This is a genomic window from Chelatococcus sp. XZ-Ab1 (genome assembly GCF_029309855.1).
GTDB classification, from domain to species: Bacteria; Pseudomonadota; Alphaproteobacteria; order Rhizobiales; family Beijerinckiaceae; genus Chelatococcus_A; species Chelatococcus_A sambhunathii.
This window is the reverse complement of record NZ_JARKII010000011.1, coordinates 53,855-74,438: the sequence shown is the minus strand read 5'-3', so window position 1 is coordinate 74,438 and position 20,584 is coordinate 53,855. Positions and strand designations below refer to the sequence as shown.

14 protein-coding genes are annotated in these 20,584 nt (G+C 68.8%); 6 read left to right on the top strand and 8 right to left on the bottom strand.

Annotated elements, in window-relative coordinates:
• Positions 1-83 precede the first annotated feature (83 nt).
• The 6 genes from P2T65_RS16320 to P2T65_RS16295 all read left to right on the top strand — a co-directional run bounded on the left by P2T65_RS16320 (position 84) and on the right by P2T65_RS16295 (position 8,860).
• Positions 84-575 (top strand): type VI secretion system tube protein Hcp, encoded by a 492-nt coding sequence (locus P2T65_RS16320; RefSeq protein ID WP_276200208.1) that lies wholly within the window; start codon positions 84-86, stop codon positions 573-575.
• An 81-nt stretch (positions 576-656) separates the two neighbouring features.
• On the top strand, positions 657-1,205 hold the full coding sequence (locus P2T65_RS16315; protein WP_245280599.1) for a GPW/gp25 family protein: 549 nt from the start codon (positions 657-659) through the stop codon (positions 1,203-1,205).
• Positions 1,206-1,242: 37 nt separating this feature from the next.
• A complete protein-coding gene (gene tssF / locus P2T65_RS16310; RefSeq protein ID WP_276200207.1) occupies positions 1,243-3,198 on the top strand; it encodes a type VI secretion system baseplate subunit TssF in 1,956 nt (651 codons plus the stop codon).
• A 16-nt stretch (positions 3,199-3,214) separates the two neighbouring features.
• On the top strand, positions 3,215-4,309 hold the full coding sequence (gene tssG / locus P2T65_RS16305) for a type VI secretion system baseplate subunit TssG (RefSeq protein ID WP_276200206.1): 1,095 nt from the start codon (positions 3,215-3,217) through the stop codon (positions 4,307-4,309).
• Between the two features lie 14 nt (positions 4,310-4,323).
• Positions 4,324-6,990 (top strand): type VI secretion system ATPase TssH, encoded by a 2,667-nt coding sequence (tssH, locus tag P2T65_RS16300; protein ID WP_071924232.1) that lies wholly within the window; start codon positions 4,324-4,326, stop codon positions 6,988-6,990.
• A 349-nt stretch (positions 6,991-7,339) separates the two neighbouring features.
• Positions 7,340-8,860, top strand: coding sequence for a caspase family protein (locus P2T65_RS16295; protein ID WP_083585996.1), 1,521 nt, complete (start codon positions 7,340-7,342; stop codon positions 8,858-8,860).
• A gap of 234 nt (positions 8,861-9,094) precedes the next feature.
• On the opposite strand, the gene P2T65_RS16290 is transcribed toward P2T65_RS16295, so the two are convergent.
• The 8 genes from P2T65_RS16290 to P2T65_RS16250 form a co-directional block, all read right to left on the bottom strand.
• The gene (locus tag P2T65_RS16290; RefSeq protein WP_186437996.1) at positions 9,095-9,241 is read right to left on the bottom strand and encodes a hypothetical protein; all 147 of its coding nucleotides are present in this window, start codon (positions 9,239-9,241) and stop codon (positions 9,095-9,097) included.
• Between the two features lie 246 nt (positions 9,242-9,487).
• Positions 9,488-12,046, bottom strand: a complete 2,559-nt coding sequence (locus P2T65_RS16285; protein WP_276200205.1) for a caspase family protein — start codon at positions 12,044-12,046, stop codon at positions 9,488-9,490.
• A 509-nt stretch (positions 12,047-12,555) separates the two neighbouring features.
• Entirely contained in the window at positions 12,556-14,250 is a 1,695-nt protein-coding gene (locus tag P2T65_RS16275; protein ID WP_276200204.1) for a choline dehydrogenase, read from the bottom strand.
• 26 nt (positions 14,251-14,276) lie between these two features.
• On the bottom strand, positions 14,277-16,481 hold the full coding sequence (locus tag P2T65_RS16270) for an alpha-ketoacid dehydrogenase subunit alpha/beta (protein ID WP_276200203.1): 2,205 nt from the start codon (positions 16,479-16,481) through the stop codon (positions 14,277-14,279).
• A gap of 8 nt (positions 16,482-16,489) precedes the next feature.
• A complete protein-coding gene (locus P2T65_RS16265; RefSeq protein WP_276200202.1) occupies positions 16,490-17,248 on the bottom strand; it encodes an SDR family NAD(P)-dependent oxidoreductase in 759 nt (252 codons plus the stop codon).
• On the bottom strand, positions 17,245-18,039 hold the full coding sequence (locus tag P2T65_RS16260) for a shikimate dehydrogenase (RefSeq protein WP_276200201.1): 795 nt from the start codon (positions 18,037-18,039) through the stop codon (positions 17,245-17,247). Before P2T65_RS16260 ends, P2T65_RS16265 begins: the two co-directional genes overlap by 4 nt.
• 18 nt (positions 18,040-18,057) lie before the next feature.
• Entirely contained in the window at positions 18,058-18,762 is a 705-nt protein-coding gene (locus P2T65_RS16255; protein ID WP_055460450.1) for an ABC transporter ATP-binding protein, read from the bottom strand.
• Positions 18,746-20,581: a branched-chain amino acid ABC transporter ATP-binding protein/permease gene (locus P2T65_RS16250; RefSeq protein WP_276200200.1), complete on the bottom strand. Its 1,836-nt coding sequence runs from the start codon at positions 20,579-20,581 to the stop codon at positions 18,746-18,748. The genes P2T65_RS16255 and P2T65_RS16250 overlap by 17 nt, the downstream gene beginning before the upstream one ends.
• Between the last annotated feature and the right edge of the window lie 3 nt (positions 20,582-20,584).

Here is a 20,584-nt window from a genome sequence, read left to right as displayed (position 1 = left end):
ATGCCGCAGTGGCGGCACGCGAGGGCGAGGGCCTTCAGTGTCTAGGGTCGAGCCGGGCTGCAGATAACCGTTGGAGACCTACGATGGCATCAGTCGACTACTTTCTGAAGCTTGACGGCATCAAGGGCGAATCGCACGACGACAAGCATAAGGAGGAAATCGACATTCTGTCGTTTTCCTGGGGCGCCAGCCAGTCGGGCACCGCCCATTACGGTGGCGGCGCCGGCGCCGGCAAGGTGCAGTTGCAGGACATCGTCTTCACCATGAGGATGAACAAGGCGAGCCCAACGCTCTATCTCAAATGCGCCAAGGGCGAGCACATCCCCAAGGGCAAGCTCACCGTGAGGAAGGCGGGTGGCAAGCAGGAGGAGTACCTGGTCTACGAGTTCGAGGACATCATCATTTCCTCCATCAACACGGCCGGGCACGACAGCGCCGAGTCGAGCATCCCCATGGAGCAGCTGGCGCTCAACTTCGCCAAGGTTAAGATGACCTACAAGGAACAGAAGGCCGACGGCTCTCTCGGCGCCCCGGTCGAGTTCAAGTGGGATGCGAAGAAGAACATCTCGGCCTAGAGCGGCGGCTGGCCGGCAGCGCCGCCTTGATGGCGGCGCCCGCGCCTTTCCGGCGATGCCGGGCAGGATGCGTGAGGTTCCATGGTGAACCCGAAGAGCAAGGACAGGCTGCGCCCGCCGCTCATGTACGCATTCCGGGAGGCGCATGCGGCCCGCGACGCGCGCAAGAAGCTCGACTTGAGAGACGAGGCGGGTGAGCGCATCGTCGCCGGGCGGCGCGGCGCCCCGCGCCTCGCCATCACCGATCCGAAACTCAGGCAGGAAGTGATCCGCGACCTCGAGATTCTTCTCAACACCGTCAATCTCGCGTCCTCGCTGCCGCTCGACGCCGCCGAGCACGTGCGTTGCTCGATCCTCAACTACGGCCGGCCGGATCTCGTGCGCCGCTCGATCGACGAGTTCTCCGTCGGCAGCATCGGCGCCGAGATTGCTGAGACGCTTGCCCGCTTCGAGCCTCGCCTTGCACGCGATTCCCTGACGGTCGTACGCGACGACAGCGTCGATGCCGCGGCGCTGCGCGTGCGCTTCCTCATCGCGGCCGCGCTCGGTTGCGAGCCCCTGGCCGCTTCCGTCGAATTCGTCGCCGACGTCGAGCTCGACACCGGCAAGGTGGTCGTCGCCCGCCGCTGAGGTTGCGACAGGGCGACCGGAAAGGAACGGACTGCCGATGAACAGGGAGTTTCTCGCGCTCTACAATCGCGAGCTTCAGGTGCTCAACGAGCATGCGCGCGAATTCGCCGAGGAATATCCCGGCATCGCCGAACGCCTCGGCGGGCTCGTCGCCGAGCGCATGGACCCGATGGTCGCGGGGCTCCTCGAAGGCGCCGCCTTCCTTGCTGCCCGCGTGCAGCTGAAACTCAAGCACGAGTTTCCCGAGTTCACCAACAACCTCATCGAGCAGCTCGTACCGAACTATCTTGCCCCGACGCCCTCTGCGATGCTGGCGAAGATCGTGCCGCCCTATTCCGACCCGGGCCTGCGTGACGGCAGCCGCATCCGCCGCGGCGCCTATCTCGATGCAACCTACCGCGAGCGCGACCGGCGCGTGACCTGCCGCTACCGGCTCGCCGCCGACGTAACGCTATGGCCCTTCGACGTGGCGGCGGCCGAATATATCGCCAATCCCGCGAGCCTTCAGGCGCTCGGCGCTGCCGGCGGGGCCGACGCGGCAGCAGGCCTGCGGCTCACCCTCTCCCACCGCCTTGCCGCGCGGCGCGAAGACGAGCCGGCCGACAAGGATGCCAAGGAGCCCACGGGCTGGTTCGCCGGCTGCCGCACGACGGATCTTCCCATCCACATCCTCGGCGCGGAGGCGGACGCGATCGCGCTCTACGAGCAGATCTTCGGCCACTGCACCGGGGTCTATTTCCGCTATCTCGACACCTATGGGGACCCCATCGTCATACCGATGCCGGCCGACATCCTCGAGGCGGTCGGCTTCGGCGAGGACGAGGCGCTCCTGCCTCAGGACAAGCGGATCTTCCGCGGCTTCGAGCTGCTGCGCGAATATTTCCTCTTCCCCCGCAAGTTTCTCGGCTTCCGAGTGAAGCGGCTCGCCGAGGTGCTGCCGCAGGTCAAGGCCAGGTCGCTCGACATCCTCCTGGCCTTCGACGAGGCGCACACGCGCCTTCCGGCGGCGGTGGAGCCGGGCATGTTCGCCCTCTATGCGGTGCCGGCGATCAACCTGTTCGAGAAGACGACGGAGCGCATTCCCGTCCGGCCGAACCAGCATGAATATCACGTCGTGCCGGACCGAAGCCGCAACCTCGACTATGAGCCGCACCGCATCCTGGAGGTGCATGCCCATTACACGGGCGGGCGCGAGAAGGTGCCGGTGCGGCCGCTCTATTCTGCCGCCGCGGCCAGCCATCCCGGCGGTCCCTTCTACACCATCCGCCGGCTGCCACGTCGCCGCTCCACCGAAGAGCGCCGCTGGGGCGCACCATCCGACTACACGGGCACAGACGTCTTCATCACGCTCGGCGAGCCGGCCGGAACAGGCGACGGGGAGAGCATCGCCGAGCTCAGCGTGCGGGCCCTGTGCTCCAACCGCCACCTGCCGGAGCATTTGCCCATCGGCGAAGGCGGGGCGGACTTCCGGCTCATCGACAACGTGGCACTCGACGTCTTCTGCATCGCCGGACCGACGCCGCCGCGCGAGCCCGTCGTTTCCTACCGGCAGAGCCGCGGCGAGAACGCCTCGACCGGCACGGTCGCCTGGCGGCTTATCGACATGCTCAGCCTCAACCATCTTGGTCTCGTCCGCCACGGCGCAGGCCAGAATGCGGAGGCACTGCGCGAGATCCTGTCGCTCTTCGCGGATCTTTCCGACAGCACCACCGAGCGCAGGCTGCGCGGCATCCGTTCGCTGACCAGCCGGCCGGTTGTGCGACGGCTGCGCGCGCGCGCCGGCACCGGTGCCGCACGCGGGCTCGAAATCACGGTCACGCTCGACGAGAAGGCCTTCGAAGGCAGCGGCGCCTTCCTGCTCGGCACGGTGCTCGACCGTTTCTTTGCCGAATATGTCACGCTCAACCATTTCACCGAGACGGTGATCTTCTCGACAGAGCGCGGCGAGATCCTGCGCGGGCCGCCGCGCGCCGGATCGAGGACGCTGATGTGACCGCCGGGGGCCCGCCGTGAACGAGAACCCGCGCACCGCAATGGCCGATGCCGTCGAACTGTCGGCCGCAGAAAACAGCCGCGCGGCTCAGGACCGTTTTCTCGACGCTCTTCGGCGCGCGCCCTGGCGCTTCGACTTCTTTACGGTCCTGCGCCATCTTGAGCGCAACCATCCCGAGTGCCCGCGCATCGGCGACAGCGCCACCCGCCGCGACGACTACGTTGCGCTCGGAGAGGATCCCTACCTCGACTTCCCCGCCTCGACGCTCGCCCGCGCCGACCGCGACAGCCGCGAGCGTGTCCGGCTCTTCGTGAAGTTCCTCGGCCTGCTCGGCCCGCAGGGCGCCCTGCCGCTTGCCACGACCGAGGAGGCGCACGCCTGGCACCTGGCGCATGACGACGCCTTTCCGCGATTCCTCGACATCCTCAACCACCGCTTTCTGCAGCTCTTCTTCCGTGCCTGGGCCGATGCGCGGCCCATCGCCCAGCACGACCGGCCCGACCTCGACCGTTTCGGCGCCTATATCGGCGCGGCCGTCGGCATCGCCTCCCCGCATATGCGCGGGCGCGACACGGTGCCGGATGCCGAGAAGCTCGCCTTCGCCGGGCTCCTTGCGCCCCAGGCGCGCTCGGCTTCGCGGCTGCGCAGCTTCCTCGCCGGCCTCTTCGACGTCGATGTGGAGATCGAAGAATTTGTCGGCTCGCGCCTCGTCTTCCAGAAAGATGAGCGCACGCATCTTGGCCGACAACACTGCGGCCTCGGCATCGATGTACTCGTGGGCGCCAGCGTCTTCAGCGTCGAGGACAAGTTCCGCGTCCGCCTTTTCACGGACAGCCTTGCCGACTATCGCCGCTTCCTGCCCGGTGGCGACCGCTCGGCCATGCTGGCGGATGCGGTTTTCCACGTCCTCGGCGACATGCTCGACTGGGACGTGGAACTCGCCCTGCCCGCCGGCCGCGTCGAGCCCGTACGTCTCGGCCGTTCCGGCGAACTCGGCTGGACGAGCTGGATGGCTCCAAATTGGGCGGCGACCGACGAAACGGTGCGGCGGGATGCGCGCTTCCACCCCGCCGAGCGTCTGCGGCGCGCCCGCAACATCAACGCCCGATAGCAAGGGGGCGCCCCATGGCCGACATTTCGCTCGAAGCAGTCACCGGCAAGCTGAACCGCGTTGGATACGAGACCTTCATCCAGGCCCTCCGCCAGGCCAAGGGCGCCGGAAACCGCCATGTCGAACTGGCGCACTGGCTCTTCCACATCCTGCAGCACGACGCGGCCGACATCACCCTGACCATCGACCATTTCGGCCTTGAACGCGGCCGGCTGCTCGCCGACATCGGCCATGTCGTCGAAGGCTTCGCCAAGAACGAAACCGAGATGCCGGGCGTGTCCAACGCCGTCATCGATGCGCTCGACCGCGGCTGGCACTATGCCACCCTCTTCTTCGGCGAGACACAGATCCGCACGGGCCATATCCTCGTCGGCGCGCTGAAGTCGCTCGAACTGCGCCGCGCCCTGACGAGCGCCTCGCGCGAGTTCGGCAAGATCCCGGTCGATCAGCTGGCGAGCGAATATCGGGCCATCTGGGCCAGCTCCGAGGAGGAGAACCTGCGCCCGATCGACGGCGCGGGCCTCAGGGCCGCCGGTACGCCGGGGGCGGAAGCCGTGGCGGAGCAGGCCGGCACCACGGCGCTCGACCGCTTCTCGCACGACCTCACGGCGAAAGCGCGCGCGGGGGAGATGGACCCGATCGTCGGCCGCGACGAAGAGATCCGCCAGATCGTCGACGTGCTCATGCGCCGGCGCCAGAACAACCCGATCCTCACCGGCGAGGCCGGCGTCGGCAAGACGGCGGTGGTCGAGGGCTTCGCCCAGCGCATCGCCGCCGACGACGTGCCGCCGCCCTTGCGCGGCGTGCGCCTGTGCGCCCTCGACATCGGCCTGATGCAGGCCGGCGCCTCCATGAAGGGGGAATTCGAGCAGCGCCTGCGCTCGGTCATCGACGAGGTGCAGAGTTCACCGCAGCCCATCATCCTCTTCATCGACGAGGCGCACACCCTCATCGGTGCCGGTGGCGCGGCCGGCACGGGCGATGCCGCCAATCTGCTGAAGCCCGCCTTGGCCCGCGGCACGCTGCGCACCATCGCGGCGACGACCTGGGCGGAGTATCGGCAATACTTCGAAAAGGATCCGGCGCTGACCCGCCGTTTCCAGCCGATCCAGATCGACGAGCCCGACGTTCAGCGCTGCTGCGACATGCTGCGCGGCATCCTCGCCCCCATGGAGAAGCATCACGGCGTGCGCATCTCGGACGCGGCCATCGTCGCCGCCGTCGAGCTGTCGCATCGCTACATCCCCGCCCGGCAATTGCCGGACAAGGCCGTGAGCCTGCTCGACACGGCCTCGGCCCGCGTCGCCATCAGCCAGACCACGACACCCGCGACGATCGAGGACACGCGCGTTGCCATCGCTGCGCGCGAGAAGGAGAAGGCCGGGCTCGTCGCTGAGCGCGACCTCGGCAGCGCCGATGAGGACCGCATCGCCGCGATTGACACCGAGATCGGCACGCTCACCGAAAAGCTCGCCCGTCTCGAGGAGGAATGGCAGGCAGAACAGGCGATCATCGCCGAAATCCACGCCCTGCGCGACAAGCTCGCCGCGCCGAAGGGAGAGGGGGAAACGGAGGCCGAGACAGAGCCCGAGGCCGAGGCGACGCGCGCGATGCTCAAGGAGAAATTCGCCGCGCTCGATGCGATGGAAGCCGAGGCGCGCAAGATCTACGCCCATGTCGACGAGGCGGCCGTCGCCTCCGTCGTCTCGGACTGGACGGGCATACCCGTCGGCCGCATGGTGCGCGACGAGATCGAGACCGTGCTGGCGCTGCCGGACATCCTCAACCGGCGCGTCATCGGCCAGTCACACGGGCTCGAGATCATCGCCAAGCGCATCGAGACCAGCCGCGCGCGGCTCGACAACCCGAACAAGCCCATCGGCGTCTTCATGCTCTGCGGCCCCTCGGGCGTCGGCAAGACGGAGACGGCGCTGGCGCTCGCCGAGGCGCTCTACGGCGGCGAGCAGAACGTCATCACCATCAACATGTCGGAGTTCCAGGAAGCGCACACGGTCTCGACGCTGAAGGGCGCGCCGCCCGGCTATGTCGGCTATGGCGAGGGCGGGCGGCTGACGGAGGCCGTGCGGCGCAAGCCCTATAGCGTCATCCTGCTCGACGAGGTCGAAAAGGCCCACCCGGACGTGCACGAAATCTTCTTCCAGGTCTTCGACAAGGGCCAGATGGAGGATGGCACCGGCCGGCGCATCGACTTCCGCAACACCCTCATCCTCCTCACCTCCAACGTCGGCACGGATGTCATCATGGAGCTCGGGCAGGACGCGGCCTATGCGGGCGATCCGGAAGCGCTCGCCGCCGCCCTCAGGCCGGAGCTGCTGCGCGTGTTCCCGGCGGCGCTGCTCGGCCGCATCGTTATCATTCCCTACCTGCCGTTGTCGCAGGAGGTGCTCGCCGGCATCGTGCGCCTGCAGCTCGGCCGCATCGCGCGGCGCATCGACGAGGCCCACGGCGCCACCTTCATCTACGACGATGAGGTGGTGGACCATATCGTCGCTTTGTGCCGCGACCCGGAATCCGGCGGGCGCATGATCGACAACGTCATCACCAACACGCTGCTGCCCGCCCTCTCGCGCGAGTTCCTGAAGCGTTCCCTTGGCAAGGGAGCGGTCGCGGAGGCGCGGGTCTTCATCGAAGAAGGCACCTTCGCCTATGCTTGGCGCTGATGAACGAGCAAAAGAAAACCCTCCGCCATGTGCGGCGGAGGGGTGAAAGTCGTGTCTTCTGGTCGAGACAGGCGTAGAATGCCTGACGAAGAGACCGGCAGCGGTGCGCAACAGCACGATGAGGGCTGATGGCACGGGAAGCCGGCGGGAACGGTCGGCGGGCCGGCATGTGCGCCGCCTCACGGCAGCTGGCGAAAGACCCGCCTAACGTCGGACTGCACCGGCAGGCAGGCGCGGCAGCCTGCGCGGCGAAATCGCCCGGAAGAGACGAGGCCGACAGCCTGCCATCCATGATGGATGCCCGGTGCGCGCGCGAGACGCCGTCTCGCAAGCTGAGGAGGGTATTTTCATGACCAGTCCAGCCGTGGTTCCCCGGCCGATGCGGCCGGGCCATCTCGTGAACTGGCTCGCTGCCGCCGTCGTTGCAGTCATCCTCACCCCATGGCCGGCGGAAGCCGCCAAGCGCGTCGCGCTCGTCGTCGGCAACGCGTCCTACGAGGCGATCCCCGCGCTGCCGAACCCGATGCGGGACGCGGCGGCGACGCGCGATGCCTTGACGGAGGCGGGCTTCGAGGTCGTCCACCTCGCTGACGCCACCCTGCCCGCCTTCCAGGCGACACTCGATGCCTTCGCCAAGAAGGTCGAGGCGGCGGGCGAGGATGCGGCAGCCGTCGTTTTCTACGCCGGCCATGCCGTCCAGCTCGCCGGCACGAACTACCTGCTGCCGATCGACGTCAAGCCCCGCACCGATGCCGACGTGCCCGGCCAGTCGGTCTCGCTCACCGACATTTTGAAGCGCCTCGACGCCACGAAAGCGCGCACCAAGATCGTCATCCTCGATTCCTGCCGCGACAATCCCTTCGTCAACCCGGCCGGAGCGCGCGGTCTCGCGTTGACGCTCCTCGACGGTGCCGGCGCCGGCCCCGCGGGCGAGACCGGCCTTGCGCGCATCGAATCGAAGGGCGGCACCCTCGTCGCCTTCTCGACCTCCCCGGGCGCGACGGCGGCCGACGGCACCGGCGAGCACAGCCCCTTCGCCGCCGCCTTCCTCAAGCTGGTACGGGAGCCGGGCCTGCCGGTGGAGCAGCTGTTCCGCCAGGTGCGCCTCGCCGTCTACGAGACCACCGGCGGCCAGCAGACACCATGGGAGACCTCGTCGCTGACGACGCCATTCAGCTTCTTCGAAGGACCGCCGCAGACGGCAGCCGACACGGTTGAGACCACCGGCTCGACGGGGGCCGCCCAGGTCACGACCGCCGCCCTCACCGGACAGACGGCGGCGGAGGCTTTCCGCACCGCCCTCTACTGGGACACGCTGGACGCCTACCGCCTGTTCCTCGCCGCCCATCCCGACGACCTGCTGGCGCTGCGCGTGCACCGCATCCTGACGCTGCGGCAGGAGGAGATGGCCTGGGCCGAGGCCGTGCGCGACGGCACGAAGGACGCTTTCGCCCTCTATCTGCGCCTGTTCCCCGGCTCCTCGCACGCCGAGGCGGCCATGCGCCTCGCCGCCACCGCGCCGGAGCGCGCAAGGCTGCAGCTGGCAGCCGTATGCCCCGCCCCGGCACCCGCGCTCAAGCCCACAAAGACCAAGTTGACGCCCGCGCCGGCACCGAAGAAGACGAAGAAGGCCACGACCAAGCCGCGCCGCGCGCCCGCGCCGGCGGACGACTTTGAAGAGCCTGTGTGGGTCGAGCGGCCCGTGCGCACCTATGACCCCGGCCCAGCCATCGCGGTCGACATCATCGGTGGCGCCATCTTCGGCGGCATGAGCCGGCCACGCCCCCCACGCATGCGCGATGACGGCGGTTATCGCCCGATGCCGCAGCGCCAGCCCATGCCGACCTCGCCGAGTTACGGGTATCGATAGGATCAGGTGACGCCGGGCCCGGCTGTGAGGGCCCGGCGTCAGCAGCCGGCAACGTCTTGTCAGGCGGGCTGGAGCGCCCGCCTATCCCTCAAGGCCGTCATGCCCGCGCTCGTCGCGGGCATCCACGCAGTGGAAGCAGCATGCAGGATCAAGGGCGTGGATGGCCGGGACAAGCCCGGCCATGACGGTAGGGACGTTGCACTTGGCTGGCTGTTACTTCTGCTCGCGGTTGAATCAGTAGCTGCAGCATTCAGCCCTGCCACCCACCGCCACCGCCGTCACGCCCGGGATCTCCGCCGCCGCCTGGACCACCACCGCCCGATCCTCCTCCGCCGGGGCCGCCACCTCCACCTGGTCCTCCTCCGCCGGGGCCGCCGTCATTTCCTCCGTTACCGGAATCGCTTGGTGAGAAGTACCCCGGCGCCCTCGTGGGTGCAGTAGTCCGTATCCGCGAGGTCGTTCCACGCGGTGCCGCCGTCGTCGTGCGGGAGGTGCGGGGCTCCATCGCCGTGTCATAGGGGCGTGGCTGCGTCATGCATCCCTGAAGGGAGGTTGCGCCGAGCAGCAACAACGCCGCCACAGCGACGCTCGTCGTGGCACCGTGGGACATCTGCGTCTTCCTTTCCGTCAGAAGAGATCGACCCGGGGATTGCGTTGCTGCCAGGCGTCGCGAGCGAGCGTGACGAGGGTGTCGTCGAGTTCGCCGCCACCTGCATCGAAACTGCGCCTAAGCTGACGGGCGAATTCGCGGGCGGCGGCCGTCTTGGCCTCGGCGGGAAGCTGCGTGAGGCGCTCCCGCGCCGCCGTATTGCCGTTGGTGCGGTCGAGCGCCACGGCGAGGGCGAAGAACTGTGCTGCGATCTGCCGGTTGCGTGGCGTCGGCTTGGCCAGAACGAGCTCGCCCCGGGCCGATGCGCCCCAGCTGTCGCCGCGCTCGGCCGCCTGCTCGAACCAGCGCGCCGCCGCCGCCGCGTCCCGCTTCACGAAGATGCCGTCGCGGTACATGCGGCCGATGTTGTAGGGCGCGGCCGGGTGCCCGTCCTTCGCGGCAGCGGTGAAGAAATCGTAGGCCCGCTTCGGATCCTTCTCCACGCCCGTGCCGCCGAGATAGGCAAGGCCGAGATTGTTGAAGGAATAGATGTCCTTGCGCGCCGCTCCGGCCCGGTAGAAGGCGACGCCCCGGCCCTCGTCCGGCGACATGTTGCGGCCGTAGAGGAAGATGGCGCCGAGCTCGTTCATCGCATAGGTGTGGCCCATCTCCGCTGCCCTGAGCAGCATCGCCAGGCCACCCGGCACATCCTGCGGTAGGCCGCGACCGTAGAAGAGCGCCCGGCCGTAGTTGTAGACGCCGTAGGGATCCCCCAGGTCGGCGCTGCGTCTATAGTAGTCGTTGGCTCTGGCGCGATCCATCGGCCGGCCGGCATTGACCGTGTACAGATACCCGAGCTGGTTGAGCGCCCGCACATGGCCGCGCGCGGCGCTCTCCTCGAAACTCGCCCAGGCCGCGTCGAGCTCGCGGCTCGCCAATTGGGCGCGACCGAGCTGGTAGAGGAAGCGCGTCACCTGCGGATAGTCGCGGCGCGCCTCGTTGCAGGCGGCGAGTGCCTTCGGCCCGTCGATCTCGTTGGGCAGGACGCCGGCCGTAACGCCGGCAAGGTCGAGCGGCTCGCCGGCCAGCACGTCGCAGGCGTGCAGCACGGGCTCGACGGCGACCTTCGCCACCAGGGGCGCGCGTCCCGCCGCCCTCGGCAGGCCGAGCGTCAGCGAAAAGGCCTGCGCCTGCGTGCCGATCTGCGGCTCGTAGGCGAGGCGGGCGAGGCTCGAAGCGCCGATGCGTGCCCCGGCGAGCACCGTCTTGCCGTCGAGCCGCAACACACCCTTGGGCGGAATGGCATCGACCGAGACGATGGGCTCGCCCGCACCGGCCGGTGCCTCGAAAGCGGGAAGGTCGAGCGGCACGGGGCCGACGCCGATGGGCACGCGCGCCTTGTGCGCCGCGAGGCGCTTGGCGAAGCGCTCCATCACGGCGCCGTCTTCGGCCTCGGCGGAGCGGGTCGGCCCGGTTTTCGTATCGCGCGCTCCGGCCTGCGCGACGGTCGCGTCCGTCACGGTGAGCGCAACGAGCCCGCGGCTCGACTGCTCGAAGCGGTTGGATACCGTGTAGCCCAGAATGCCGACAAAACCGGGCGCGACCCCCTCGCTGCGGTAGACGATCCGCCCGAGAGCCGAGGCCGGATAGGGCTCAGCAGCGGCGACGGGCACGCCGTCGAGCAGGATCCGGCCCTGCTCCGGCAAAAGGTCGAAGGAAACCTTGAGGTCCGCCTCCTGGTAGGTCTGCGGCTCGGGGATGCCCACGCGGATGGTGCTGCCGGCGGCAACCTGGACGTGCTGCATCGGCGCAACCACCGGTGCCACGTCGCGCGAGATGAAATAGAACGGGTCGGTCAGCGAGGAATTCTCCCAAGGCACCTGCCGGCCGCCGGTCGCCTTGATGACATCGCGGCGCACGTCCGTGAGGAGCGAGCGGATTTCCTGGTTGGGCGTCAGAGCCCGGGAGGTGAAGGCCTGCGTGAAGGGGCTGAGCGGCCCCTCGCCATCATAGGAGACGTTGCCGGGCTCAGTGGAGAACGAGATGAGAGTGCCGATGCCCGGGCGAATGTCCGCAAGGCCCTGGCGCTGTTCCACCGGACGCAGCTTCTCCGCTACCCAGTAGCGCTCGGCCCGGAAGGGATTGTTGCGGCAGGCATCCAGAAAGACGATCTGCGTCTTCGCCGTACGCCGCATCTGGTCGAGGATCGCCTCAAGATCGACGGTCTGGATCTCCACGTCATAGGCCGTCGATAGGGTGGCATCGGTCGGTACCACATAGTTGCGGCCCGACAGCTGCACCGCATGGCCCGAATAGTAGAAGAGCCCGACATCCGCCCCGTTGAGAGAGCGGAAGAAGCGCTTGATGCTCTCCTCCAGCGCCAACCGGTCCTGGTCGATACCGGCGATGACATCGAAGCCTGCGCGCCGCAGCGTCGTCGTCACCTCCTCGACCTCGTTGGCCGGGTTCTTCAGCGCCGGCAGGGTGTCATAGCGTGCATTGCCGATGACGAGCGCGACGCGGCGGGTATCGGCCTGCGCCGGAAGGGCTAGAACGCCAGCGGCAAGGACGAAAAGAAAGGCACCGAGGAAAGTCACGAAACGGACCGGCCCGGAGCGACGAGGGCACCATGACGATCCGGCGAAAGGCAACGAGAGAATGCTTGCGATCACCGCAGCCCCCTTCTCATCGTGTGCCAATTCTACTCGCACGGGGTGAAGGAGGAAAGCGCGTTGCCGCACAGACAGGCGCGCCGGTCAGCTTCCGTCGCGGCGTTCCTGGCTCTGCTGCCACTGACGCCAGGCCGCATAGAGGTCCGGACGCCCGTCGAGGCGGATGGGATCGTGGCTGATGGTCATCGACTGCGCGGCGAAGGGCCCGCAAGATCGGCTTCGATCGCCGCAGTCGACAGACCGTGGAGCGCGGCATCCTCGTTCGTATAGGCATAGACGACCGCACCGACGCCGGATGGGCGCATGGTGGCGAGGCACATCGGGCAGGAATGGCCGCCTTCCCTCACGGCGACGGCACCGAAGGGCCATCCGCCTTTGACGACATTCGCATAGGCGAGATCGACCGCCTCGCAGAGGAGCGCCCGGGCGGCATGTCATGCTCCCCGGCCATGGCCAGCGTTTTCCTCGGTCGGCCCCGCCGGGATTCTGGACACCATCGCCGGTGTGCTGAAACCACTACCCACGTCCCAATGTTGCGCCGCATCCGCAAGGATGAGATCCGCCCCCTTCTCGGCGATCATGAAGACCGCCGCCTGGGTGTTGGCGGAGACGATCGTCGGCATGATGGAGGCGTCGACGACGCGCAGCCCCTGGAGACCGCGCACCCTGAGACGCGGATCGACGACCGCCTGCTCGTCCGTGCCCATCCGGCAGGTGCCGCAGGCGTGATAGATCGTCTGGCCGTTGCTGCGCGCGAAATCGAGCCAGTCGTCATAGTTGCGGCAGTCGGGCCCGGGGCTCATCTCGTGGGCGCGGAAGGCGTCCATGGCCGGCTGCTCGACGATGCGGCGCGCGATGCGCATGCCCTCCACCATGCAGTCGCGGTCGACCTGCGCGGCGAGGAAATTCGGCCGGATCACGGGCGGCGCGAGCGGATCCGGCGAGCGGGCGTGGATGCTGCCGCGCGATTCCGGCCGCAGCTGCGTGACGCCGATGGTCATGCCCGGCTCGCGGTCGAGCCTGCGCTCGGCCGCATTGGCATAGCTCGCGTGCATGAAGAAATACTGGATGTCGGGCCCGGCAAGCTCCGGCCGCGTCCTGACGAAGCCGTGCGCAAGGCCGGTGCCGAGCGTCAGGATGCCCTTTCGCGTCAGGAAATATTGCGCGACGGCGAGCGCGAGGCGGTAGCCGCGTGTCGCCTCGTTGAGTGTCACCTTCTGCTTCACGCGCCAGTTCATGCGCGTGCAGAAGTGGTCCATGTAGTTCGCGCCAACCCCGGCGAGCGCGTGCCGCACCGGCAGGCCGAGCCCGGTGAGCACCGTCGGATCGCCGACGCCCGAGAGCTCGAGCAGCTGCGGCGTCTGCACGGCGCCGGCGGCGAGGATGACCTCGCCGCGCGCCTTGACGCTGACGTCACGGCCACCGCTGCGATAGGTGACGCCGGTGGCGCGGCGGCCGTCGAAATCCACGCTGAGCACGTGCGCATGGGTGCGGACGGCAAGGTTCGGCCGGCCGCGGGCCGGGCGTAAATAGGCATCGGCCGCGCTGACCCGGCGGCCATTCCGCTGGTTCACCTGGTAATAGCCGAAGCCCTCCTGGTCACGGCCGTTATAGTCGCGGTTGCGCGGAAAGCCGGCTTCCCCCGCCGCCGCGATGAAGGCCTCGGCCAGCGCTGGACGCTCGGTCACTGTCGTGACGGCGAGCGGGCCATCCCGGCCGCGAGTCTCGTCCGCTGCACCGTCGAAAGCCTCCAGCTTGCGGAAATAGGGCAGGACATCGTCGAAGGCCCAGCCGGTGCAGCCCATCTGCGCCCAGGTGTCGTAGTCCTGCGGCTGGCCGCGCACGTAGATCATGCCGTTGATGAGCGTGGAGCCGCCGAGCCCCTTGCCGCGCGGGATGGCGATGGAGCGGCCCTTGACGCTGTCCTCCGGCTCGGTGGCGAAGCGCCAGTTGTAGACGTCATTGACGAGAAGCTTGCTGAAGCCGGCGGGGATCGGGATCCAGAAGCCGCTGTCACGCCCGCCCGCCTCGAGGAGCAGTACGCTATGCCGCCCTCCGGCACTCAGCCGCTCGGCGAGGACGCAGCCGGCATTGCCGCCGCCGACGATGACGAAATCGAAGCTCTCCATGCTGTCTGCGGCTGTCCTGCCCGCCATCACACCAGCGCCCCCAGCGCCGCCGCATCGAGCGGCCTTCCCTTCTCGGCCATCGTCAGCGCAAGGCCTGCGGCAATCTCGGCCGGCCCGGCGAAGGCGGCACGCTCCAGCACCCTGGAGATGGTCGGCGAGGCCTCGCGCCCGTGCACCCGCTGCACCGGCTGGTCCAGCCAGTCGAGATAGCGGCGCTGAATCTCGTCAGCGAGCATGCCGCCGTAGGACGTGCCGCGCGCACCCTGCTCGACGATGAGAACGTTGTGCGTGCGGCGGATGCTGGCACCGATCGTCTCCCAGTCGAGGCTCAAGCGGTCGAGCGTGCGCAGGTCGATGACCTCCGCGTCGACGCCGAGCGCGTCCACCGTCTCCAGCGTGCGATGCACCATGGCAGAGTAGGTGAGCACCGTCATCTCGGTGCCGGGCCGTACGATGCGTGCCCTGCCGAGCGGGACGAGATAGTCGAGATCGTCCGCCGGCACCGCACCCGTCATCTGGTAGAGATCGACGTGCTCGATGACGAGGACGGGATCGCGGCAGAGAAGCGCCGCGTTCATCAGCCCCACGTAGTCGAAGGGCGTCGCCGGTGCGACGATGCGCCAGCCGGGCGCGGTGGCGAAGACGCCGGCGGGATCGAGCGAATGCTGGGAGCCGTAGCCGGTGCCCATGGCGATCTTGGTGCGCAGGACGAGCGGCACGTCGGTGTCGTCCCCGAACATGTGGCGCGCCTTGCCGATCTGGTTGAACACTTGGTCGGCCGCGACCCACATGAAGTCGGGATACATGAGCTCGACGATCGGCCGGTAGCGCCCGTCGATGGCGAGCCCGCCGGCAAGGCCGGTGAAGGCGCCCTCGCTGATCGGCGTGCCGAGCACGCGGCCGGGGTGGGCATCGGCGAGACCACGCGTCGCCCCGTTGGTGCCGCCCTTGAGGCGATGCACGTCCTCGCCCATGAGAACGAGCGAGGGTTCAGTGGCGAAGCGGCGGTTGAGCAGGTCCGCAATGGCATCGACGAAGCGGCGCTCGGCCATGGGCAGGCCCCGTGCCTCCTCCTCGGTGCGGCGCCCGGGCGGGTGGGCCGGCAAGGGCGCACGGATGCCGACGTCGACGAAGGCCTTGTCCGGCCACAGGCCGGGGCGGATGCGCCGGCGATTGCCCTCCGGCTCGACGAGACGCCCGGCGATGTCGCGCATCAGCGCCTCGCAACGGTCCCTGAAATCGGCGACGGCCGCTTCGTCGATGAGCTTGCAGCGGATCATCTCGTCGGCGGTGCGCTTGAGCGGATCGCGCGCGCGCCACGCCGCCTCCTCCTCCTTCGGCCGATAGCCGAAGGCCGAGCCCGGGAAGGGTCCATTCTGGTGGAAATAGCGGTAGACCTCGACCTCGATGAGCGCTGGGCCGCGTCCCGCGCGCAGCAGCGCCGCTGCCTCCTCGGTGGCGAGGTGGACCGCGAGCGGGTCCATGCCGTCGACGCGCCAGGCGGGAATGCCGAAGCCCGGCGCGCGGCCGGAGAGGCGCGCCTCGCGCGTCACCTCGTCGACACGGGTGGCGACGGCATAGAAATTGTTCTCGACGAAGAAGAGGAGCGGCAGCGACCAGGCGGCGGCGAGATTCATGGTCTCCAGCGTCGCGCCGATGTTCATGGCCCCGTCGCCGAAGCAGGTGACGGCGATGTCGCCGGTCCCGGCGAGCTTGTGGGCCATGGCGGCACCGGCCGCGAGCGGCACCCCGCCGCCGACGATGGCATTGGTGCCAAGGGCCCCGGCCTCGGCCCAGCGCAAGTGCATCGAGCCCCCGCGCCCGTGGCCGAAGCCGGGCTCGAGCCCAAGGATTTCCGCCAGCGTGCGGTAGAGAACCCGGTCGACCGTCTCCGGGAGGGCGCCCGTCGGATCGAGCCCCGGCGCCGCATAAGCGAGCGCCTTGGCGAGGAACTGGTGATGCCCGCGATGCGAGCCATTGATCTGATCGCTCGGCCGCAGGCCGACGATGGAGCCGACTGCCCCGCCCTCTTGGCCGATGGAGGAGTGCGCCGGCCCGTGCACCAGCCCTTCGCCCGCGAGCACCAGCACCTCCTCCTCGAAGGCGCGAATGAGATGCATCTGCGCCAGCATCGTCCCGAGGAGAGCCGGATCGGCCGCATCCCAGTCCTCCGGACCGGTGGCGAGCCTCGTCCAGGGCGCTGCTGCGGACAATGTCGTGCGGGTGACCATGGCAGCCCCTAGATGTACCCGTAGGCGGTCCAGCCGCCGTCGGCGCCTGCGACCTGGCCGGTGATGGCGGAGGCTTCGTCCGATGCCAGGAAGGCGGCGAGTTGGGCGATCTCGTCCGGGCGGATGAGGCGGCCGATGGGCGTACGCACCTCCATGGCCGCGGGGTCGAGCCGGCCCCGCGCGATCAGTTCCTCCAGGAAGGGCGTGCGCACGTAGCCCGGGGCGATGGCGTTGACGCGCACGCCGTGGCGCGCCCACTCGATGGCGAGCGCCTTGGCCATCATGGCAACGCCCGCCTTCGACACGCAGTAGCCAAGGCGCTCGGGCGCCGCGACCACGCCATACATCGAGGAGACGAGAAGGATGACGCCGCGCCCGCGCGGCACCATGCGCCGGCCCGCCTCGTGCGCCGTGACGAAGACGCCGTCGAGATTGACGCTCATCACCCGCCGCCAGCCGGTGAGGTCGAGCTCCAGCGTCGGGCCGTTCTGCGACACGCCCGCATTGGCGATGACGATGTCGAGCGGTCCGAACGCCTGCTCGACCGCATCATAGGCCCGCGCCACGGCGTCCGGATCCTCGACGCTGGCCGTGTGGAGCGTGACGCCCGCGGGCAGGGCCCCGGCCACCTCCGCATCGCGGTCGAGCACCGCCACGCGCGCGCCGCGCGCCGCAAGGAGCCGCACCATGGCGAGCCCGATGCCGGAGCCGCCGCCGGTGACGAGCGCGACGCGGCCGGCAAGATCCTGCGAGCGATCCGTGCTCATGCGCGCATCCCCAGGAAATCGGCCATCAGGTCGAGCTGGCATTCGAGCATCGGCTTGCCGGGATGGACGTGGCAGCCGCGCGCCCGGGCCGCGGCCATGAGCGCCGTCTCCGCCGGCTGCATGATGACCTCCGCCACCGTCTGGCCGCTCGTCAGCCCCGCGATATCGACCGGCAGCGGATCCCCCTCGCTGAGCCCCAGCGAGGTCGCGTTCACGACGAGGGCGTAGCCGCCGACGCCGCCCGGCTCCGTCGTGACGGGCAGCGCGGGGAAGGCCTTGCTGAGGCGTGCGGCCAGATCATCGGACTTCGCCTTGGTGCGATTGGCGATGGCGAGGCGCTTCACGCCCGCCTCGGCAAGCGCGAAGGCGATGGCATTCGCCGCGCCGCCGGCGCCGGCGAGGAGGACGCCCATCCCCTCGGGATCAATGCCCTCGCGCTTGAGGCCGGCGACGAAGCCCTTGCCGTCGAGCATGTCGGCGACGAACCGGCCGTCCGCTTCGCGCCGCACGCAATTGGCCGCCCCGACGCGCCGGACGGTCTCGGAGGCTTCGTCGCACAGCGCGGCGATCGCCGTCTTGTGCGGCACGGTCACGACGAAGCCGCCGAAGTTGCGCACGTGCCGCATGGCGCCGACCACTGCGGCGAGCGCGCCGGCGCCGACATGCATCGGCACCATGACGCCGTCGACGCCGCGCGCCACCATCATGGGGTTGAGCGCCTGCGGCGTCTTCACGTGGTGGATCGGGTCGGCAAGGATGCCCCAGACCCGGGTGGTTCCGGTGATGTTCATCTTGAGTTCCCGCGGCTGTCAGATGCCGAGATAGGCGGTCTTGATGTGCGGATCGGCGAGCAACCCGGCGCCCGTGTTCTCGATGGCGATGCGGCCGTTCTCGATGACATAGGCGCGATGGGCGATCTTGAGCGCGTGGAACGCCTTCTGCTCGACGAGGAGCACGGTCGTGCCCATCTCGCAGATGCGATCGACGATGCCGAACATCTGCTGCACGATGATTGGCGCGAGGCCGAGGGACGGCTCGTCCAGCATCAGCAGCTTGGGATTGGCCATCAGCCCGCGGGCGATGGCGACCATCTGCTGCTCCCCGCCCGACAGGGAGCCGGCGAGCTGGTCGAGCCGCTCGCCGATGCGGGGGAAGAGGTCGAGCACCTCGGCGAAGCGCCTGTCCGCTCCGGCCCGCGCGGCGGGATGGTAGGCGCCCATGAGCACGTTGTCGCGCACGCTCATCACCGGGAACAGCTGGCGCGCCTCCGGCACCTGGATGAGACCGCGGCCCACGATGTCGGCCGGCGCCATGCCGGCGATGTCGGTGCCGTCGAACGTGATGCGGCCGGCGCTCGGCTTCACGAGCCCCGAAATGGCGCGCAGCAGCGTCGTCTTGCCCGCGCCGTTGGCGCCGATGATGGTGACCACCTCGCCGCGCCCGACTTCGATGGACACGTCCTGAAGGATGACGGTGCGCCCGTAGCCGGCGGTGACATTAGAGACCTTGAGCATCGACGAAGTCCTCTCCGAGATAGGCCTCGATAACGCGGCGGTTGCGCACCACCTCCCGGGGATCGCCCTGCGCGATGACCTTGCCGGAATCGATGACGACGATGCGGTCCGACAGGCTCATGATGGCTTGCATGTTGTGCTCGATGGCGATGACCGTGACGCCCGTGTCCCGGATGGTGCGGATGAGCTCCACCATCTTCTGGGTGTCGGTCTGGTTCTGGCCCGCCATGACCTCGTCGAGCAGCAGGATCGACGGCTCGGTGGCGAGGGTGCGGGCAACCTCGAGGCGCTTCAGATCACCGATGGGCAGGTTGCGCGCCTCGACGTCCTTCACGTGGAGGAGGCCGACGAGCCGCGCGATGCGCAGGGCCGCGGCGCGTGCGTCGTCCACCGACGTGTGGCGCATGAAGGCGCCGATCATGATGTTCTCGATCACCGTCAGCTTGCCGAAGGGCTGCACGATCTGGAACGTGCGGCCGACGCCGAGGCGGGCATATTCGTCCGCCCGCGCCGGCGTCACCGGCCGGCCTTCGGCATCATAGATGACCACCGTGCCGGACGTCGGCTTCAGGAAGCCGGAGATCTGGTTGAATACCGTCGTCTTGCCGGCGCCGTTCGGCCCGATGACGCCGAGGATCTCGCCGCGCCTGAGCGTGATCAACACATGGTCGGTCGCCGTGAGGCCGCCGAACTTCATGACGAGGTCGCGCGTCTCCAGCACCGGCTCGCCGGGCGTACCTTCGATGTGGCGCAGGGCCGGCGCCTCCCTGTCGGGCGCCACGCGCCGGCCCGGCAGCCTGTCGATGAGGGCCGTGACACGCGGCCCGAAGGTGCCGGCGAGGCCCCCCGGCAGCGTCAGGGTGATGAGCACGAGCACGACACCGTAGACGAAGCCGTGCAGGCCGTTGGCGGAAGCGCCGAGCCAGCCGCGCGCGAGCTCGGCGATCGGCACGACGAGAACGGTGCCGAGGAGCGGCCCCGCCACCGTGCCAAGCCCGCCGATGAGCGCGAACATGGCGATCGACACGGAGTTCGCCAGCGAGAACATCGTCTCCGGCTCGAGAAAGGTGAGATACATGGCGTGGAAGGAGCCGAAGAGGCTCGTCAGCCCCGCCGAGATCATCACGGCCTTGAGCTTGACGTCCGTATTGGAGATGCCGGCCGCCGAGGCGGCGTCCTCGCGCTCGCGCACGGCGGTGAGATAGTAGCCGAGGCGCGAGGTGCGGATGGCGTAGGAGACGGCGAGCGTTGCCAATAGCAGGCCGAAGGCGATGTAGAGATAGTTGATCTTGTCCTGGAAGATCATCCACGCCCAGCCGAGCTTGAGCGGCACGATGAGCCCGGCCGAGCCGCCGGTGAAGCCGTGGAAATGGATCGCGAGCAGGCGCACCACTTCAAGGAAGGCGATGGTCGCGAGCGCGAAGAACGGGCCGCGCAAGCGAAAGCACGGATAGCCGATGAAAACCGAGACCGCGACGGAGACGGCGGCGCCGACCCACATGCCGAGCCACGGCGTCAGCCCGAAGTGCTGGATGAGCAGCGCCGTCGTATAGGCGCCGATGCCGTAGAACACCATGTGGCCGAGCGACAACTGCCCCGCATACCCGCCGACGATGTTCCAGGCCGTCGACAGGCCGGCGAAGACGCAGATCGTGACGAAGACGTGCACGATGAAGGGCGAATCGACGACGATCGGAATGACGAGGATGAGCGACAGGGCCGCGAGCGACGTGTAGACGCGCGGGTTGCCGAGCCAGGCCATGAGCGCGGCGAGACGGCCGGCAGGGGGAGCTTCGCTCAACGAGACTCTTACGGTCATGGG

Bases quoted from the DNA above. Each gene is read 5' to 3' on its own strand.
- P2T65_RS16320 (WP_276200208.1), top strand. From the start codon at position 84: ATGGCATCAGTCGACTACTTTCTGAAGCTTGACGGCATCAAGGGCGAA.
- P2T65_RS16315 (WP_245280599.1), top strand. From the start codon at position 657: ATGGTGAACCCGAAGAGCAAGGACAGGCTGCGCCCGCCGCTCATGTAC.
- tssF (WP_276200207.1), top strand. From the start codon at position 1,243: ATGAACAGGGAGTTTCTCGCGCTCTACAATCGCGAGCTTCAGGTGCTC.
- tssH (WP_071924232.1), top strand. From the start codon at position 4,324: ATGGCCGACATTTCGCTCGAAGCAGTCACCGGCAAGCTGAACCGCGTT.
- P2T65_RS16295 (WP_083585996.1), top strand. From the start codon at position 7,340: ATGACCAGTCCAGCCGTGGTTCCCCGGCCGATGCGGCCGGGCCATCTC.
- P2T65_RS16290 (WP_186437996.1), bottom strand. From the start codon at position 9,241: ATGACGGCGGCCCCGGCGGAGGAGGACCAGGTGGAGGTGGCGGCCCCG.
- P2T65_RS16275 (WP_276200204.1), bottom strand. From the start codon at position 14,250: ATGGAGAGCTTCGATTTCGTCATCGTCGGCGGCGGCAATGCCGGCTGC.
- P2T65_RS16270 (WP_276200203.1), bottom strand. From the start codon at position 16,481: ATGGTCACCCGCACGACATTGTCCGCAGCAGCGCCCTGGACGAGGCTC.
- P2T65_RS16265 (WP_276200202.1), bottom strand. From the start codon at position 17,248: ATGAGCACGGATCGCTCGCAGGATCTTGCCGGCCGCGTCGCGCTCGTC.
- P2T65_RS16260 (WP_276200201.1), bottom strand. From the start codon at position 18,039: ATGAACATCACCGGAACCACCCGGGTCTGGGGCATCCTTGCCGACCCG.
- P2T65_RS16255 (WP_055460450.1), bottom strand. From the start codon at position 18,762: ATGCTCAAGGTCTCTAATGTCACCGCCGGCTACGGGCGCACCGTCATC.
- P2T65_RS16250 (WP_276200200.1), bottom strand. From the start codon at position 20,581: ATGACCGTAAGAGTCTCGTTGAGCGAAGCTCCCCCTGCCGGCCGTCTC.